This is a genomic window from Galbibacter sp. PAP.153, from assembly GCF_037029175.1.
In the GTDB taxonomy this organism is placed as follows: domain Bacteria; phylum Bacteroidota; class Bacteroidia; order Flavobacteriales; family Flavobacteriaceae; genus Galbibacter; species Galbibacter pacificus.
This window is the reverse complement of sequence record NZ_JAZEUN010000002.1, coordinates 195,906-211,246: the sequence shown is the minus strand read 5'-3', so window position 1 is coordinate 211,246 and position 15,341 is coordinate 195,906. Positions and strand designations below refer to the sequence as shown.

At 39.1% G+C, this 15,341-nt stretch carries 13 protein-coding genes and 1 pseudogene; 9 read left to right on the top strand and 5 right to left on the bottom strand.

Annotated features, from left to right (window positions below; genetic code table 11):
* Window positions 1–74: 74 nt before the first annotated feature.
* The 5 genes and pseudogenes from UXI14_RS01740 to UXI14_RS01720 form a co-directional block, all read right to left on the bottom strand.
* Entirely contained in the window at window positions 75–431 is a 357-nt protein-coding gene (locus UXI14_RS01740; RefSeq protein ID WP_335964520.1) for a helix-turn-helix domain-containing protein, read from the bottom strand.
* Window positions 432–433: 2 nt separating this feature from the next.
* A complete protein-coding gene (locus UXI14_RS01735; protein ID WP_335964519.1) occupies window positions 434–727 on the bottom strand; it encodes a type II toxin-antitoxin system HigB family toxin in 294 nt (97 codons plus the stop codon).
* Between the two features lie 251 nt (window positions 728–978).
* A pseudogene (locus UXI14_RS01730) lies at window positions 979–1,233 on the bottom strand (hypothetical protein); the annotation flags it as partial.
* 12 nt (window positions 1,234–1,245) lie between these two features.
* The gene (locus UXI14_RS01725) at window positions 1,246–1,653 is read right to left on the bottom strand and encodes a hypothetical protein (protein WP_335964518.1); all 408 of its coding nucleotides are present in this window, start codon (window positions 1,651–1,653) and stop codon (window positions 1,246–1,248) included.
* A gap of 447 nt (window positions 1,654–2,100) precedes the next feature.
* Window positions 2,101–2,925 carry a hypothetical protein gene (locus UXI14_RS01720; RefSeq protein ID WP_335964517.1) on the bottom strand — a complete coding sequence of 275 codons (825 nt, stop codon included), beginning with the start codon at window positions 2,923–2,925 and terminating at the stop codon, window positions 2,101–2,103.
* A 128-nt stretch (window positions 2,926–3,053) separates the two neighbouring features.
* Here UXI14_RS01720 and UXI14_RS01715 point away from each other — a divergent pair, with 128 nt between their 5' ends.
* The 9 genes from UXI14_RS01715 (at window position 3,054) to yidC (ending at window position 15,326) form a co-directional block, all read left to right on the top strand.
* Window positions 3,054–3,932, top strand: a complete 879-nt coding sequence (locus tag UXI14_RS01715) for a PPK2 family polyphosphate kinase (protein ID WP_335964516.1) — start codon at window positions 3,054–3,056, stop codon at window positions 3,930–3,932.
* Between the two features lie 7 nt (window positions 3,933–3,939).
* Window positions 3,940–5,343, top strand: a complete 1,404-nt coding sequence (locus UXI14_RS01710; RefSeq protein WP_335964545.1) for a M20/M25/M40 family metallo-hydrolase — start codon at window positions 3,940–3,942, stop codon at window positions 5,341–5,343.
* A 317-nt stretch (window positions 5,344–5,660) separates the two neighbouring features.
* Window positions 5,661–7,016 carry a glycosyltransferase family 39 protein gene (locus UXI14_RS01705; protein ID WP_335964515.1) on the top strand — a complete coding sequence of 452 codons (1,356 nt, stop codon included), beginning with the start codon at window positions 5,661–5,663 and terminating at the stop codon, window positions 7,014–7,016.
* An 82-nt stretch (window positions 7,017–7,098) separates the two neighbouring features.
* The gene (gene guaA / locus UXI14_RS01700; protein WP_335964514.1) at window positions 7,099–8,628 is read left to right on the top strand and encodes a glutamine-hydrolyzing GMP synthase; all 1,530 of its coding nucleotides are present in this window, start codon (window positions 7,099–7,101) and stop codon (window positions 8,626–8,628) included.
* Window positions 8,629–8,773: 145 nt separating this feature from the next.
* Window positions 8,774–10,741, top strand: a complete 1,968-nt coding sequence (locus tag UXI14_RS01695; protein WP_335964513.1) for a LysM peptidoglycan-binding domain-containing protein — start codon at window positions 8,774–8,776, stop codon at window positions 10,739–10,741.
* Window positions 10,698–11,102, top strand: coding sequence for an OsmC family protein (locus UXI14_RS01690; RefSeq protein WP_335964512.1), 405 nt, complete (start codon window positions 10,698–10,700; stop codon window positions 11,100–11,102). The genes UXI14_RS01695 and UXI14_RS01690 overlap by 44 nt, the downstream gene beginning before the upstream one ends.
* Before the next feature lie 252 nt (window positions 11,103–11,354).
* Window positions 11,355–11,576 (top strand): DUF3820 family protein, encoded by a 222-nt coding sequence (locus UXI14_RS01685; RefSeq protein ID WP_335964511.1) that lies wholly within the window; start codon window positions 11,355–11,357, stop codon window positions 11,574–11,576.
* A 148-nt stretch (window positions 11,577–11,724) separates the two neighbouring features.
* Window positions 11,725–13,341: a CTP synthase gene (locus tag UXI14_RS01680; RefSeq protein WP_335964510.1), complete on the top strand. Its 1,617-nt coding sequence runs from the start codon at window positions 11,725–11,727 to the stop codon at window positions 13,339–13,341.
* 104 nt (window positions 13,342–13,445) lie between these two features.
* Complete coding sequence (gene yidC, locus UXI14_RS01675) at window positions 13,446–15,326, top strand: membrane protein insertase YidC (RefSeq protein ID WP_335964509.1); 1,881 nt, start codon at window positions 13,446–13,448, stop codon at window positions 15,324–15,326.
* The last annotated feature ends 15 nt before the right edge of the window (window positions 15,327–15,341 follow it).

Below are 15,341 nucleotides of genomic sequence, written 5' to 3'. Positions count from 1 at the left end.
ACGGTATAAATTAAATAACATATCGGGATTCAGCTGCAATAAACTATATAAGCTGTTGGCAACTGTTTTTTTTATTAATAATCTTGAACCAAGACTTCAGTCGGGATGTGAAGTGTTGAATTCAGCTTTCTTATCATTCCTAAAGTAAGTTTGCGTTTTTTGCTTAAAATTTCACTGACCCTACTTTTAAACCCGACAACTTCTGCCAAGTCTTTTTGTTTCATTCCCATTTGCTCCATTCTGAATTTAATGGCTTCAATTGGATCGGGCATTCCGATTGGGAAATTTTCGTTTTCGTATCTGTCAATTAATATTGAAAGGATTTCCAATTCATCTCCCTCGTCAGTTCCTTTTTTTGCATCAAAAATGACCTCAAGCCTGTTGAGTGCTTTTTGATAATCTTTTTCGTTTCTAATGGGTGTTATTTTCATAATCAGGTGTTATTTGCGTCAATTTTATCGTATTCAGCGTGAGTTCCAATAAACCTTATCCAGCATATTTGGTATTCAAAGTTGAATTTAACAATCAACCGATAATTATTTCCTTTAAGATTGTAAACAATCCTATTGTCTTTTAAAATACTGGCACTTGGATAATCTTTTCTTAATTCATTTATGTTTTTCCATTCGGATTTTTCGGTTTCCCTAAACCAAGACTTTAATTGTTCTTCACAGTCAGCATGTTTTTCCCAATAATTTCGTAAAGTGCGTTTCGCTATTACTCTCACATTATGCTTGTTTGTCGCAAATATAATAAAAAGTTACCATATTGGTAATAATTGAGTTCTTAAGCTTGTCATCAATGGTCTTGGCCACAGGCTATATATGTTGTGCCTATTGCATAAGTTGGTAGGTGAAGTTATGAAATGATGATTAACACTTCTATCTAGTATAATAAAAGTTTTAAAAAGGGCTTAAGTATATTTTATTTTTAATTAGAGAGTTGTGCAATGGTTACTTAGTTATTGGCGGTAGTTTTTTAATTTTCATTCAAATATTCTGCTAATTTTTCTCTTCCATTTCCTTCGATTATTTTATAATGAAATGGGTAAACGTTTTCAAAATCATAGTCCAACAGTTTTTTGCAACTCTCTATTCTGTCCGAAGGATTTTCATGATCAGTAGGATTTTGTTTGCTGAAATCCCTGATTTTACCATTTTTGTCTCCATAGAAAGTATCTCCAGAGAATAATGATTTTGATGATTTCTCCAATACACATACTGCTCCCGAACTATGGCCTGGCGTCTAAATAACTTCGATGTTTTCTCCTAATTTGGGCATTTCTGTAAAGAAAACATCAGGTTTCATTCTTAACCAAGGATGATTTGCGTCTGCTTCGTGAGCATACACTTTAAGTCCGATTTCTTTTTGCCATTTTGTTCCGTCTGAAATTCCGCACGACCCGTGTGATAGTATTACAAATGCAGGTTTTTTGAAAGATGTGATGAATTCTTTAATTTCATCGGAATAAGTCGGGATGTCAAAAAGCAAGACCTTATCATCTAACTCGATTAAATACGTGTGTACTTTTTCGCTGTAGAAGTGTTGGTTGTTTATCTCATAGATGTTTGGCTGTAACTTTGTATAAACAGGCTCATTATTAGTAGTGCACGAAAACAAAAAAATGAAAAGACCGATGTATGTAAATGTCATTCTCATAGGTTTTTAAAATTATGGTCAAGGTTTTGTGTATGGCTTTTTTCGGGAAATCCGTGAGGATTTTCACCGTAACACGAAGATAGCAAATTGTAATGAGTTCCTTAATTGGGGTTCAGCCGTAATAAGTTATATACATTGTGCCTGTTACACAAGTTAATAAAAATGTGAGATAATGACCTTTTTAACCTATACTTCTTGATTGTTGTTAGATGAACTTTGAACCTCTCAACGCTGGCCTCTCAACCCTCAACACTGAACTCAAGAGGTCAACCAATGCGAACAAAGAGTAACTACCAACGAACAACGACATAGCTACGTAACAACATAACATTTTAGTCCTTTTTGGATTAAAATACTACTCTACACACGTCCGGAACCCCAATGGATACGTCCACCAACATAAAAAAAATCAAAATATACTAATTTGGAATACCGCTTCCTTTATTTGGTGCATTTTTTCAATGCTTCCAAAACCTTTTGTTGGGTAGCCGCTGTTAGGTTTAGGTAATAAGCACGGGTTTGCTCCAGGGTTTCATTGTTTAAAACATCGTCTTCCCTGGAATAACCACCTTTTAAAACTGCTATAGCTGCTTGGCAATTTAGGGCGCGGGCCAGTTCCTGGTAATTTTTTTCAATATCAAAAAGGGCCTGCTCGGCCATGTGCTTTAGTTTTATTTGTTCTTCGAGCTCCAATTGCCTGTTAACTCTGGCCTGTTCGGCCAATTGCTTTTGCTTGGCTATTTTTTCTTCCAATAGGCGTTGTTGTTCCAGTAAGCGTTGTTTTTCGGCTTCCAGTTCTTGTTGTTGTGCCTGTAGGCTCCCATCGCCTGCCGAGGGTCCCGAAGTGTTTGTGGCGCTAACGGTGGGTGCCGTGGTTGCTTCTACTTCGTAATTAACGGTGGCTGCATTGCTGGTACATAAATCCAGTTTGGTCATCAGGGTTTGCAGGTATTCATAACCGTGCTTGGCATAGAAACGGCCAGCTTCCCAATCGGCAGGGTCTTCGGCCAGCTTTAAGTTGTCCAGTGCGTCCAGTATGGGGCTGGTTGCTTCACTGCACCCACAGCTTTCTACCAAGGACTTGGTTTTTTCCAGGGCTTCTATGGCGCGCCCGGCATAATATTTTTGGTGGTCGAAATTATCTGAGCTCAACGATTTTTTGGTATGGGCCAACGCATAACTTGCCTGCGAATAGGCCGATGTACATTGGGAAACCGCATAATTGGTTGTTAATACAAATAGGAAGAATAAAGTAAGGTTCTTCATAGCATAGATTATTTAGGTTTATAAATTTGGGCAAAGCAATATTACAATATTAATTGTACTTTTAAAAAACTTTGTGGTAAACTTATCGCTATATGTGGTATGGGCCAATTAATTTAAAGGAAAATAAAATGGACAAAATTAAAACCTCTCACTACAGGATAGATGCACCCGTCCGATTACAGGAAGTGCCAACGCTTGATGATTTAAATGCTACAGACGATGCGTTGAAAGATAGGTTAAAACATATTAGAAAAAAGATAGGGGAGCTCCAGGATGTATTGTATGCACATGGTAAATACAGTGTGCTTGTTTGTTTTCAGGGAATAGATACTGCCGGGAAAGATAGCCTTATCCGCGAAGTATTCAAGGATTTTAACTCGCGGGGCGTTGTGGTGCACAGTTTTAAAACACCAACGGCCCTTGAGAGACAGCACGATTATTTGTGGAGGCATTACATTGCCTTGCCCGCCCGGGGTAAATTTGGCGTTTTTAACCGGACACATTACGAAAATGTTTTGGTAACACGCGTGCACCCCGAATTTATTTTAGGCGAAAATATTCCCGGGATAGATACCATAGACGATATTACCGATGCTTTTTGGCACCAACGTTTTGAGCAGATTAAAAATTTTGAGAAACATTTAGTACAAAATGGTACCATTATTTTTAAATTTTTCCTTCATTTGTCCAAGAACGAACAAAAAAACAGGCTCCTTAGAAGGTTGCGCCTGCAAGAAAAGAACTGGAAATTCTCTCCAGACGATTTAAAAGAGCGTGCCCTGTGGGACCAGTACCAACAATATTACCAAGAAGCCATAAATGTTACATCGACAAAAGATGCCCCTTGGTATGTTATCCCTGCCGATAACAAAAAAGCGGCCAGGACCATAGTGGCCGATATTATGTATGATGAGCTGAAAGATTTAAAAGATATAAAATACCCTCAACTTGATGAAGAAGTAAAGGCAAAACTGGATACTTATAAAGAACAATTAAACAATGAATAGACCAACAATGATTAAAAAAAGCGTATTATTTTCAATGCTTTTATTGCTTCCTGTACTGGCAATGGCCCAAAATGAAGACGAAGTACAGTTAAAAAAAATATACACACAATCTTTAACCAATGGCAAAAGTTACGCGTGGCTGGATTACCTGTCCAATCAAATTGGCGGTCGCTTATCGGGTTCTTTTAATGCAGAGCGCGCCGTAGAATATACCAAGGCCCAGTTAGATTCTTTGGGGCTCGACCGTGTATGGCTACAACCGGTCATGGTGCCAAAATGGACCCGCGGGATTAAAGAATTTGCCTATATAGAATACAGCCCCGGCGATACAAATAATATTGATATTTGTGCCCTGGGAGGTTCGGTTGCAACACCATCGGGAGGATTAAAGGCAAATGTTGTAGAGGTGCAGGGGCTGGAAGACCTTGAAAAGTTAGGAGAAGAAAAAATAAAGGGCAAAATAGTATTCTACAACCGCCCTATGCAGGCCGATTTGATACAAACATTTGAAGCCTACGGCGGATGCGTGGACCAGCGTTATTCGGGTGCAGCCGAAGCCGCCAAATATGGGGCCGTTGGCGTTATCGTGCGTTCCATGAACCTGCGCTTGGACGACTATCCGCATACAGGCAGCATGAGCTATGGAGACACACCCGCATCCAAACGTATCCCGGCCGCGGCAATTAGTACCAATGGCGCAGAGCTTTTAAGCAGTGTTTTGGCATTGAACAAAGACATAAAGTTTTATTTTAGGCAAACTTGCAAGGTTTTCCCCGATGCACAGTCGTACAACGTTATCGGTGAAATTAAGGGAAGTACATACCCCAATGAAATAATCACGGTAGGCGGGCATTTGGATTCATGGGATTTAGGCGATGGCTCTCACGATGATGGAGCAGGTTGCGTACAAAGTATGGAGGTATTGCGCTTGCTAAAAGAAACGGGCTACAAGCCCAAAAGGACAATCCGTGCGGTTTTGTTTATGAATGAAGAAAATGGCCTGCGCGGGGCTACCAAATATGCCGAAGTTGCCAAAGAGAAAGAAGAAAACCACGTGTTTGCCCTAGAAAGCGATGCCGGCGGATTTACGCCAAGGGGCTTTTCTTTTGATTGTGATGATGCCAATTTTAAGCAAATTACTTCATGGGAGCCACTGTTTAAACCGTATTTAATTCATTATTTTGAAAAAGGGGGCAGCGGTGCCGATGTAGGGCCCTTAAAAGGAAACGGAACCGTATTGGCTGGATTGAGGCCCGATTCCCAACGTTATTTCGACCACCATCATGCGGCAAACGATACTTTTGAGCACGTAAACAAACGCGAACTGGAGCTGGGTGCCGCAACAATGACCGCTTTGGTTTATTTAATTGATAAATACGGTACGGTCCCATCGGAAAAAGTAAAAGGATAGACAAAAATAAATATATCAAGTACTTAAAAAAGTCTAAAGGTTTTTTTCAGTACTAAATGTCAGTTTGAGCTTGTCGAAGACTTTCTGGACTTCAGTAAATTAAGCTCCATCAGACTTCATGTGGCAGAGATATTCTATACTTTTCAGGCCTCTTTTTTTTATGTCAAAAGCTGTTTATTTGCATAATAAAAATTGCTAATATTTAAATCGATGCCTTTTTCGGTTACGTATTTTTACTCAAATTAAGCTACATTTGTTTCATAATTTATAGTGAAGTGAGTTTTTTTAAAATACCAATACCCAAAAATGTCCTCTATGTGGCATTATTTGCTTTTGTGGCCATTGTTTTTATATCTTTTTTAAAAGTTGCTCCCGAATGGGAAGATGCGGAACAGGCATATTATTCGCAATGGTTCCGTTTGGGTTACAACGACCAGCCGCCTTTGTATACGTGGATTCAAATATTGGTCAACAAAATAATTGGCGTAAACAGGGTTTCCTTTGCCGGGGTTCGCGCCCTTTGGTTTACCGGCACGTTGTTAATGATGTACCGTTTGGCAAAAGATCTTTATAAAGAAGAAAGACTTGCAGAAATAACGTTATGGCTGTTGGTGCTCATCCCTGTTTTTATCGATTTTACTTTTAGAAGATTGTCTCATACTTCTTTTATGTGTTTTTTATCGGTATCGCTTTATTTTGTTTTCTCAAGGCTTCTGGTAAATAAGTCCTGGAAAAACTACCTCATGTTTGGGGCAATAATTGCAGGGGGTCTCTTGGCAAAGTATAATTTTTTAATGCTGTTGCCAACTTTTATCCTGATTCCGTTTTTTGATAAAGAAGCCAAGAAAGTGTTTCTGGACAAAAAAATATGGATTAGCCTAATTGCCTGTTTGCTTTTAATTAGTCCGCATGTATATTGGTTGTTTGCACATTTAGAATATCAGGATATGTTCCATCAAAGTATGGAGCGTAAGTCGAAAGCCAATCTAGATGGCGGCATATGGATAATAACACCTATTTTGGCGTTTGTTAAGAGTTTTTTGAATTTAATTTTGCCATTTTTAATAATAATGGTTGTAATGTTTTTTACCAAACAGGTAAAGCTAACCAAAACAAAGATAAACTGGCTGGTAAAAATGTTGATTATTCAAACAGCGCTAGTATTGCTTATTTTTACCATTGTTAATTCCGGAAGGATTTCAGAGCGTTGGTTATTGCCGTTGTATTTGCCGTTTTCCATATTGTTATTAAAGGTTTTTGTGCCAAAAAATAAAACCTCATGGCAACGGTGGGGAATGCGGTTGTTTGTTTTTGTAATACTTGTTCAGGTATTGCGTACCCCTTTCGAAAGTTTGCTGGGCATAGACTCCGTAGTGCATCATTCTTTTACCCCGGTAATAGATAAACTAGAAAGAAACCATCCTGAAAAGGCATGGCAGCTTCCCGATATTGTTTATGCAGGGAGCATTTCGTACAAAAAGCCCGGAAAAACCATTTTTTGTGCCGATGATTTTACATTGCCAAAAAATGCCTTGGACTCATTGAATACTGTTTTTGTGACCAAGCAAAAGGTAGAAGGACTGGAACTAATAGATAGTATTATGGAATTTGGTTATGCAAAGGACAACCTCTATTTTTATGAAAAATCTTCACAAATAACCATTCAGCAATAGTTATCAACCATTTTGGTTTGCACTGTTTAAAAAATACTTCTTTGAACCCTTTTCATTTTCTTATTAAATAGTATTTTTGCGCATGCAAAACAACGTACTCATTTTAGATTTTGGTTCGCAGTATACCCAGTTAATCGCAAGACGCGTTAGGGAACTCAATATTTTCTGCGAAATATATCCATATAACAATTTACCAGGGGATTTAAGCACATATAAAGCCGTAATACTTTCCGGAAGCCCGTTTTCTGTAAGAGGCGAAGATGCACCCCATCCCGATTTGTCGCAGATTAGGGGAAAAGTGCCTATACTTGCCGTGTGTTACGGGGCACAGTATTTGGCCCATTTTGGCGGAGGTGAAGTAGCCCCGTCCAATACGCGCGAATACGGAAGGGCAAACCTTTCTTTTATTGCTGAAAACGAAGCTTTTTTTGATAATATACAAATAGGGAGCCAAGTATGGATGAGCCATAGCGACACCATTAAGAAGTTGCCCACGGGAGCAGTTAAATTGGCCAGTACGAGCGATGTGGAAAATGCTTCCTATAAAATTGAAGGTGAAACCACTTATGCTATTCAATTTCACCCAGAGGTATATCATTCAACTGATGGAAAACAGTTGTTGGAGAATTTTTTGGTTAAAATAGCCGGGGTAGACCAAACATGGACGCCCGATAATTTTGTAGACATGACTGTTGCCGAGCTAAAAGAAAAAATAGGGAACGACCGGGTAGTGCTAGGGCTTTCTGGTGGTGTAGATTCTACTGTAGCCGCCGTACTGCTTAATAAAGCAATAGGCGATAACCTGTACTGTATTTTTGTAAATAACGGCTTGTTGCGTAAAGATGAGTTTGAAAGTGTGCTAAAACAATACGAAGGAATGGGGCTTAATGTAAAAGGAATAGATTCTTCGGCACGCTTTTTGGACGCGCTTGCAGGGATAGGCGACCCAGAACTTAAAAGAAAAGCCATAGGCCGGGTATTTATAGAAGTTTTTGATGATGAAGCGCACGAAATCAACGATGTAAAATGGCTGGGGCAGGGAACAATTTACCCGGATGTAATAGAGTCCATCTCCGTAAACGGCCCATCTGCCACCATTAAAAGTCACCACAATGTAGGTGGCCTGCCCGATTTTATGAAATTAAAAGTAGTCGAACCATTAAAAATGTTGTTTAAAGATGAGGTAAGGCGCGTTGGGGCATCCATGGGTATTAACCCCGACTTGTTGGGAAGGCACCCATTCCCCGGGCCGGGATTGGCAATCAGGATTTTGGGCGACATTACTGCCGAAAAAGTTCGTATTTTGCAAGAAGTAGATGCTATATTTATTAACGGACTCAAACAATGGGGACTATACGATAAAGTATGGCAGGCAGGAGCCATTTTATTGCCCGTAAATTCGGTTGGTGTTATGGGAGACGAGCGGACTTACGAAAAATGTGTAGCTTTACGTGCAGTAGAAAGTACCGATGGAATGACGGCCGATTGGGTAAATCTGCCTTATGAATTTCTACAAAAAACCTCTAACGATATAATAAATAAAGTTAAGGGCGTTAATAGAGTAGTATACGATATAAGTTCAAAACCACCGGCAACCATCGAGTGGGAGTAGCGATAGAGAATACAATGTATGATTTTAGAAATATCGGGGTTAAATTTTTTAAACCTGAAGTCGTGGAAGTCTAATTTTTTTGCAGTCACGGTCATTACAAGAAAATTTAGTCCTGGCCTAAAATCTGAAAACCAAAATAAACCTTATGAACAATTGTAAAGTCTTTTTTATACTAGCATTTCTTTTTTGTGCAACCCTACATGCACAAAAATTCGAAACACATGCTGTTAAACAAGGGGAAACATTAGAGAGCATAGCCAAACAATACCAAGTTACGCCCTATGCCATTATAAAGTTAAACCCCGAAGTAAAAAACGGTGTAAAGGCAAACACAATTGTAGTAATCCCTATTTCAGAAAAAAAAGATACGCAGGGACAATGGGAAGGCACGCAAGTCCAAACAGGCGAAGTAGAACGTTTTGTAGAACACAAGGTAAGCCGTAAAGAAACTTTATATGCCATTTCAAAAGAATACAATGTTACGGTAGACGATATAAAACGTTACAACAAAGAACTCTACAGCAGGCAGCTCAAAAAAAATGAAGTAATAAAAATTCCCGTTTTTAAAACTACGGCCAATCCTTCAATGCCAATGGTAAAAGAGGGGCTTATTGCATACAAAGTGGCACCCAAGGAGGGGCCTTGGCGTATTGCTTACGAGCACGGTATTACCGTAGATTCCCTTAAGGCCCTTAACCCGGGCATGCCCGAAGTACTAAAAGAAGGCGCCACGCTTTGGGTACCGTTTGTGGCCGGAAACGATAAAAAACCTATTGAAACAGATACGTATAACTATTATACCGTATTGCCAAAAGAAGGATTTTACAGGCTAAAAGTTAAATTGGGCGTTACCCAAGAAGAAATAGAAGCCCTTAACCCAGAAGTAAAGGAAGATGGTTTAAAGGCAGGAATGGTGCTCAAGTTACCAAAAGACAAAATGGGCGATTTAACGGTAAACAATGGTCAGTTGGTCGAAAAATTCTCATTGCTGGATAGCCTGCATTACGATCAGCCATCAAAAATAGCCATGATCCTCCCTTTTAAGTTGGACGAGTTGAACTTTGAGGACCTAAACACCAACAAAGAAAAAATAAAAAAAGATAAGCTGTTAAGCGTTTCTCTCGATTTTTATACCGGGGCTTTAATGGCGCTGGATTCGGCAAAGCAAATAGGCTTGTCGGTAGATTTAAAAGTATTCGACAGCGGTGCCAACGAAAGTACTGTGTCGCAAATAGCTTCAAGCGGGAAGCTGTTGGGCAGCAATGCAATTATTGGCCCCATATTACCACAAACCTTCAACAGGGTATCCAATTATGTAAGGGCCAGCAATACACCTATTTTTGCGCCCTTTTCCAACAAAGGGATAAACCTGTACAACAATGTGTACCAAACCTTGCCGCCCGATGAATTGTTGCGTAAGAAAATGCTTCAATTCTTAACAGAAAACGGAACGGATAAAAACATCATCATTATTTCAGATAAAAAAAGTGCCGCTGTAAAAACCCAGTTGCAAACTATATTTCCCGGTGCAAAGGTAATAACCCCAATAGACGATAAATTTATCAGGCTGGACGAAATCAATCCGTTTTTATCAGCAGAAAAAGAAAACTGGACCATTGTAGAAACAAACAGCATCCCGTTATTGACCAATATAACCGGAGTGCTCAATTCAGCAAAAACAGAAGAGCACAACATTACCATGCTTACCACATTGAAAGGAAGTGCCTACGATAGCGACAACATATCCAATATGCATTTGTCCAACTTGCACTTTCATTACCCTACAATCGATAAAATGTCCGATGTAAATTCGGCTTTCAGCAAAAAGTACGAAAAAAAATACGGAACAACGCCCAACAGATATGCCACAAGAGGATTCGATTTAACAATGGACGTAATTTTAAGGCTGGGCTATAATAAAAACCTGGATTATGTAGCGTCGCGGGTAAGCGAAACCGAATATATCGAGAACAAATTCGATTATATAAAAGAAGCCACCGGCGGTTATTACAATCAAGCACTCTACATAGTTCAATACGATAACCTAGAAATTAAAGAAGTAAAAAACAATGCCAACCTCGATAGTAACATACTTGGGAGCACTTCGAACTAAATGTGTTCACCTAAAAAGTAGCAACTCCTTTATAACCGACGCCCCGACCGATAACAATGGAAAAGGCGAAGCTTTCTCCCCAACCGATACCGTGGCAACGGCCCTGGCCAGTTGCATGCTCACGGTCATGGGCATAAAAGCCCGTGATATGGACGTAGAGCTAACCGAAACCACCGCAACGGTAACCAAAACAATGGCCGCCGACCCGCGACGGATATCAAAAATAGAAGTCGTTTTCGACATCCCCGTTCATGTAGACGAAAAAAACAGGAAAATACTGGAAAAAACCGCAAATACCTGCCCCGTGCACCATAGTTTGCACCCCGATATAGAAAAAGTTATAACATTTAACTGGAAATAATTAATTTGGGCATTCCCAAGTTTTGAAAAAAAACTTGGTCGGGCTTTCGCTACTCGCTCCCAGACATTCCATTGTCTGGGGAGCTTAAACACGCCGCTCAATCCCTCATGCAAAAAAGCGTAAACCTTCTTAATTAATCATAATAAAACAATGCAAACATGCCTACAAGCTTGTTAAAACCTTGCAGGAAGTATAGGTTCAATAAAATAACTAAATTCAAATTTATAAAAAAGTAAAACCCGAAAAGACCCAATGGATATCGAGCAAAACAAAGCGTTTTTATTAAAATTGGCACACGCAAAAATGCCGTTCGGGAAATATAAAGACCGCTATTTGGTAGATATCCCCGAAGCATATTATGTATGGTTCAAGCAAAAAGGCTTTCCAAAGGGGCAATTGGGGCAACAGCTAGAGGCCATGCACGAAATTAAAATTAACGGACTCGAAGGTTTGATACGAAAGATAAGGACGTAACAAAATTTTGGACAGCCCCTATTTTTCATAGCTATTTTCATAAAATCAAAAGAGGAGAAAACCGTTTTTTTAATTCTTATTTGTATTTTTGCCGCGTTATTTCAACAACCTGTTTATATGCAGGCAAAAATCAATTAAGTAAAGATAAATGGCAGATACCAAATACATTTTTGTTACGGGTGGTGTAACTTCTTCATTGGGAAAAGGAATTATAGCAGCATCGTTGGCAAAGCTTTTACAGGCTAGAGGATATAAAACTACAATTCAAAAACTCGACCCATACATTAATGTAGACCCGGGAACGCTAAACCCATACGAACACGGCGAATGTTATGTTACCGACGATGGCGCAGAAACCGATTTGGATCTGGGGCATTACGAGCGTTTTTTAAACGTAAACACCTCTCAGGCAAATAACGTTACAACCGGTAGAATTTATCAAAGCGTAATTGAAAAGGAAAGAAAAGGAGAATTTCTAGGAAAAACGGTGCAGGTCGTTCCGCATATTACCAACGAAATAAAAGAACGCATTCAACTACTCGGAAAAAATGGCGAATACGACATTGTTATTACCGAAATAGGCGGTACCGTGGGCGATATAGAATCGTTGCCATATATTGAAGCTGTTAGACAGTTAATGTGGGAATTGGGCGATAACAACGGGATTGTTATCCATTTAACACTTGTTCCTTATTTATCGGCCGCAGGCGAATTAAAGACAAAACCTACACAACACTCCGTAAAAACATTAATGGAAAGCGGAATCAAGGCCGATATATTGGTTTGCAGGACAGAGCATGAACTATCAGACGATCTGCGGGAAAAATTGGCATTGTTCTGTAACGTAAAACGTGAGGCCGTAATACAATCCATAGACGCTTCTACCATATACGATGTGCCCAACATGATGTTGCACGAAGGTTTAGACACGGTTGTGCTTAAAAAATTGGCTTTAGCAGAAAAAGCCGCTCCCGATTTAATACGTTGGAACCAATTTCTGGATCGCCATAAAAACCCCAAGGATGAAGTGCATATCGGTCTAGTGGGTAAATATGTAGAACTTCAGGATAGTTATAAATCTATTTTAGAGGCGTTTATACATGCCGGGGCCGAAAACGAAGTAAAAGTAAATGTTGAGTACATCCATTCCGAGCATATTACTCAGCATGTATTAAAAAATAAAATAGCAAAACTGGACGGGGTTTTGGTAGCTCCCGGTTTTGGAGAAAGGGGCATAGAAGGAAAAATTGAAGCAATTCAATATGTTCGAGAGAACAATATCCCGTTTTTAGGAATCTGTTTAGGCATGCAAATGGCAGTAATAGAGTTTGCGCGCAATGTTTTAAATATAAAAGATGCAAATTCTACCGAAATGAATCCAAATACCCCCAACCCGGTAATAGACCTTATGGAAGAGCAAAAGGATATTACCCATATGGGCGGAACAATGCGTTTGGGAGCTTGGGACTGTAATGTGCAAGAAAACAGTTTGGTGGCAAAAGTATATGGCGCAAACAAAATATCAGAACGCCATAGACACCGTTACGAATTTAACGATAAATTTAAGGGGCAAATAGAAGCCGCAGGATTAAAAGCTACAGGTTTAAACCCAGAAACAGGCTTGGTAGAAATAGTAGAACTACCTTCACATCCTTGGTTTGTTGGGGTTCAATACCATCCGGAGTATAAAAGTACGGTTGCCAATCCGCATCCTTTATTTGTAGCGTTTGTAAAATCTGCACTTCAATATAAAAAGAACAAATAATGCCAGTTTGGCATGAAAGGAAGATTTGGGCACATCTTTGTATGTTTTATGGCATCATGGAAGTTGCCCTTCTTTTAAAAGCAACTTATTTTAATAATAACTAAATGGAACAAAAGAAATTTGACATTAACTCCATACTTGGATTTGTGCTTATAGGCGTAATTTTAATTTGGGTAATGTACAATAACCAGCCTACCGAAGAAGAAATACAAGCTGAAAAAGCCAAACAGGAACAGGTTGAAAAAGCAAAAGAAACAGAAAAAAACGCGGCAGTGATAGAACAGGTCCCTGCTGTTGATTTAAAAGATTCTATCGCTCTTTCTCAATATAAAGGCACCTTGGGAGCTTTTGCCTATTCTGCTTCATTGCCATCGGCTACCGATAATTCTACTACTTTCGAGAATGAATTGGTTCGTTTTAAAATAAGCAACAAAGGGGGGCAGATTGTAGAAGCTGTTTTAAAGAATTATAAAACGTTCGATTCCATTCCCGTGTATTTAATTAAAGACGGGAATGCATCCTTCAACCTAAATTTTAATACTAACGATAACAGGACATTAAATACCCAAGATTTATATTTTGAACCTACTTTGACAAAAAATGGAGAGAATCAAGTACTTTCCATGAAGTTGAAGACCGGTAGCAATAAGTACCTTGAATACCGGTATGAGTTAAAACCCAATGAATATTTGGTAGATTTTACCATCCGTTCGCAAGGATTAAACGGGGTGATTAACAGTTCGCAGCCAATAACCCTTGATTGGAAACTAAAAGGAATACGCCATAGCCGAAGCATTAAGTATGAAAACCGATATACTCGCTTGACATACGAACACGATGGTGATACCGGGAAGTTATCTCCGGGAGGAGAAGACGATGAAAGCGAGAAAAATATCAGTTGGATTTCATACAGGCAACACTTTTTTAGTTCTATCCTGGTTAATCCCAATGCCTTTTCTGATGCTTCGTTTACTTCAGAACAATTATTTGAAGATGAAAGCCCTGAAGAAAAATATGTAAAACTTTATACCACTTCAACACCTTTGGAATTAAAGGGAGGGGAATTAAATTATAATTTGCATTGGTATTACGGGCCCACGGACGCAAGGATTTTTAAGCAATATAAAGATTTAAACCTATCAGATTCCATTCCTTTTGGTTGGGGTATTTTCGGTTTTATCAATAAACACGTGTTTACGCCTTTGTACGACTTCCTGAGTTCGGTATTTCCTTATGGTATTGCCATTATTATAATGACCATTATTGTAAGGTTGGCGTTGTCTCCGGTAACATACAAGTCGTATTTATCGCAGGCCAAAATGAAGGTTATTAAACCTGAGGTGAATGAAATTGCGCAGAAGTACAAAGACAATCCAATGAAGCGCCAACAGGAAACCATGAAACTCTACAGCAAGGCAGGAGTGAGCCCAATGAGCGGTTGTATACCGGGGCTTCTGCAAATTCCTGTTTTCTATGCGTTGTTTATGTTTTTTCCAACAGCTATTATGTTGCGGCAAAAATCGTTTCTTTGGGCAAACGACCTTTCATCATACGATATTATATACAAGTTCCCGGAAGGGTTCAGTATTCCGTTCTACGGAGACCATGTTAGTTTGTTCCCGATTTTGGCTTCTATTGCCATATTTTTCTATATGAAAATGACAACCGGGCAACAACAGGCCATGCAACAGCCAGCCCAGGAAGGAATGCCCGATATGGGAAGCATTATGAAAGTAATGATATACATTTCTCCCGTAATGATGTTGTTCTTCTTTAACAATTATGCCAGTGGGTTGAGTTTGTACTATTTTATTTCAAACTTGATTACCATTGTGATAATGCTCGTGATTAAGAAGTATATCATTGATGATGAAAAAATCCACGAAAAAATTCAGGAGAATAAGAAAAAGCCTAAAAAAGAAAGTCGTTTCCAAAGGAAGATGAGGGAAATGATGGAGCAGGCAGAATCTCAGAAAAAGAAATAAATATATTATAATGCA

Excerpts from the sequence above, each read along its gene's own strand:
- UXI14_RS01740 (WP_335964520.1), bottom strand. The coding sequence starts at position 431 with ATGAAAATAACACCCATTAGAAACGAAAAAGATTATCAAAAAGCACTC.
- guaA (WP_335964514.1), top strand. The coding sequence starts at position 7,099 with ATGCAAAACAACGTACTCATTTTAGATTTTGGTTCGCAGTATACCCAG.
- UXI14_RS01720 (WP_335964517.1), bottom strand. The coding sequence starts at position 2,925 with ATGAAGAACCTTACTTTATTCTTCCTATTTGTATTAACAACCAATTAT.
- UXI14_RS01680 (WP_335964510.1), top strand. The coding sequence starts at position 11,725 with ATGGCAGATACCAAATACATTTTTGTTACGGGTGGTGTAACTTCTTCA.
- UXI14_RS01725 (WP_335964518.1), bottom strand. The coding sequence starts at position 1,653 with ATGACATTTACATACATCGGTCTTTTCATTTTTTTGTTTTCGTGCACT.
- UXI14_RS01685 (WP_335964511.1), top strand. The coding sequence starts at position 11,355 with ATGGATATCGAGCAAAACAAAGCGTTTTTATTAAAATTGGCACACGCA.
- yidC (WP_335964509.1), top strand. The coding sequence starts at position 13,446 with ATGGAACAAAAGAAATTTGACATTAACTCCATACTTGGATTTGTGCTT.
- UXI14_RS01695 (WP_335964513.1), top strand. The coding sequence starts at position 8,774 with ATGAACAATTGTAAAGTCTTTTTTATACTAGCATTTCTTTTTTGTGCA.
- UXI14_RS01715 (WP_335964516.1), top strand. The coding sequence starts at position 3,054 with ATGGACAAAATTAAAACCTCTCACTACAGGATAGATGCACCCGTCCGA.
- UXI14_RS01710 (WP_335964545.1), top strand. The coding sequence starts at position 3,940 with ATGATTAAAAAAAGCGTATTATTTTCAATGCTTTTATTGCTTCCTGTA.
- UXI14_RS01690 (WP_335964512.1), top strand. The coding sequence starts at position 10,698 with ATGCCAACCTCGATAGTAACATACTTGGGAGCACTTCGAACTAAATGT.